Raw genomic sequence first — 1,805 nt, 5'->3', positions numbered from 1 at the left:
TCTTCTCGGCCGCCGCCGACGCGCGCAGCGCCTCCAGCGCCGACTCGGCCTTGCGCACCGACGCCTCGCCGCGCCGCACGTCGCTCACCGCGCTGCGCAGCTTGCGCTGATAGCCGTCGGCCTCCTTGCGGGCCGCGTCCAGCTCCTGGCGGACCCGGTCCACCTCGGTACGGGCCGCCCCGCGCGCCTCGGCCAGTTCCTCGCGCAGCCGCCGCAGCTCCCGCTGCGCCTCCTCGCCCGCCCGCTCGGCGTTGGCGCGCTGCGCCTCCTCGCCGGCCGCCGCGACGAGCTTGGCCCAGCCCACCGGCCTCATCACATAGGCGACCGCGGCCACGTCCACCGGGTCCGCGGCGGCGGGCGGCGCCCCGTTGTCCAGCGCCTCGGCCAGCTCCGGCTGCTCCTCGCGCAGCCGGGCCGCGATCCGCTGCCGGAAGACGGCGTCGCCCTCGATCGCCGCGGCCATCGCGTTGCCCGCGAACTTGGCCCGGCGGTTGGGCGTGAACCGGGCGTACTGCCGCAGCTGCGGCGGGAGTTCGGAGACGGTCAGCCCGCCGAAGGCGTCCGCGACGAGCGCCACGACCCGGCGCCGCACCGCCTCCGGCAGGGGGCGGTCGAGCACCTCAAAGGCGCCGTCGGCGTCACCGGCCGCGCCCTCGTCGCCTGTGTGCTGGGCCACCGCTCATCGCTCCGTTCTCAGGCGCTCGCGCCTGGCCGGCCGACCAGCTCGATCTGGTCGACCGCGTTGCACCAGCGGCAGCGCACGGACTCGATGGTCTCACTGACGACCTCGTGCTCCTCGACCGTCGGCTCTCCGGCCAGGTCGAGGTGGACATAGTCGACGGCCTTGGTGGAGCGGGTCACGTCGAAGCGGGTGAGGTTGCCGCACAGGGTGCAGCGCCACCGAGTCTCGGCTGTCGGCTGGGGAACGCCCATCGTGTCGTCCGTCCTCATGTCTGCTCGCGGGTTGTTCTCACGGACCGCGGTGCGCCGTCGAACTGCGGGAGTGCTTTCCGCAACCCTACGGCCTGGCGCTGCCGGGCCGCCCCGGCGAGGCGGTCCGTACAGGTTCCGCCCGGTACGAGATGATCCGGGCATGATCAGGAAGGCGGCGGGCGGCAGGCCCGGCACCCCGGCGGGGCCCGTGGTGACCTACGCCCTCATCGGCCTGAGCTGTCTGGTCTTCCTGATCGGCCCGGCCTCCGGGTTCAACCGCTCGTACGGCACGGACGCCGGCCTGATCGCCGCCCAGACGGCGTACTTCGAACGCTGGGGCATCGTGCCCGCCGATCTGTGGCGCGGCGCACCGCTGGAGCCGCTCACCCCGCTCACCGCGCTGTTCGTGCACGGGAACTGGCTGCACCTGCTGGGCAACATGCTCTTCCTCTTCGTCTTCGGCGCGATGACGGAGGAGCGTATGGGCCGGCTGCGCTTCGCCGTCTTCTACGTCGCGACCGGCTATCTGGCGCTGCTCGGCTACGCCACCGCGCACGCCGATTCCACCCAGGCCCTGGTCGGGGCGTCCGGAGCGATCTCCGGGGTGCTCGGCGCGTTTCTCTGCCTCTTCCCCACAGCACGGGTCACGAGTCTCTTTCCGTTCCTCTTCTTCCTGCCGCTGCGCTTCCCCGCCTGGGCCGTGCTGGTCTTCTGGTTCGTGCTCCAGTGGCAGGCCGCCGGCGCCGCGGGCTCCGAGCCGGGCGTCGCCTACCTCGCGCACCTGGTGGGGTTCGCGCTCGGCTTCCTCTACGCGTGGGCCCGCTACCGGCGTCCGGCTAGAGTGAAAGGCGCGGCCCCGCCCAGCGAGGGGG

At 73.4% G+C, this 1,805-nt stretch carries 2 protein-coding genes and 1 pseudogene; 1 reads left to right on the top strand and 2 read right to left on the bottom strand.

The annotated features are described in order from the left end of the window. Nucleotides 1–676: pseudogene (locus ACFU99_RS42500) on the bottom strand (RNA-binding protein); the annotation flags it as partial. A gap of 17 nt (nt 677–693) precedes the next feature. After that, a complete protein-coding gene (locus ACFU99_RS42495) occupies nt 694–933 on the bottom strand; it encodes a hypothetical protein (RefSeq protein WP_363230745.1) in 240 nt (79 codons plus the stop codon). Nucleotides 934–1,093: 160 nt separating this feature from the next. On the opposite strand from ACFU99_RS42495, the gene ACFU99_RS42490 reads away from it, so the two are divergent. After that, a partial coding sequence (locus ACFU99_RS42490) for a rhomboid family intramembrane serine protease (RefSeq protein WP_384403835.1) occupies nt 1,094–1,805 on the top strand: 712 nt, incomplete at its 3' end.

This window comes from Streptomyces sp. NPDC057654 (assembly GCF_042800135.1).
Taxonomy (GTDB): Bacteria; Actinomycetota; Actinomycetes; order Streptomycetales; family Streptomycetaceae; genus Streptomyces.
This window is presented reverse-complemented; position numbering and strand designations above follow the sequence as displayed.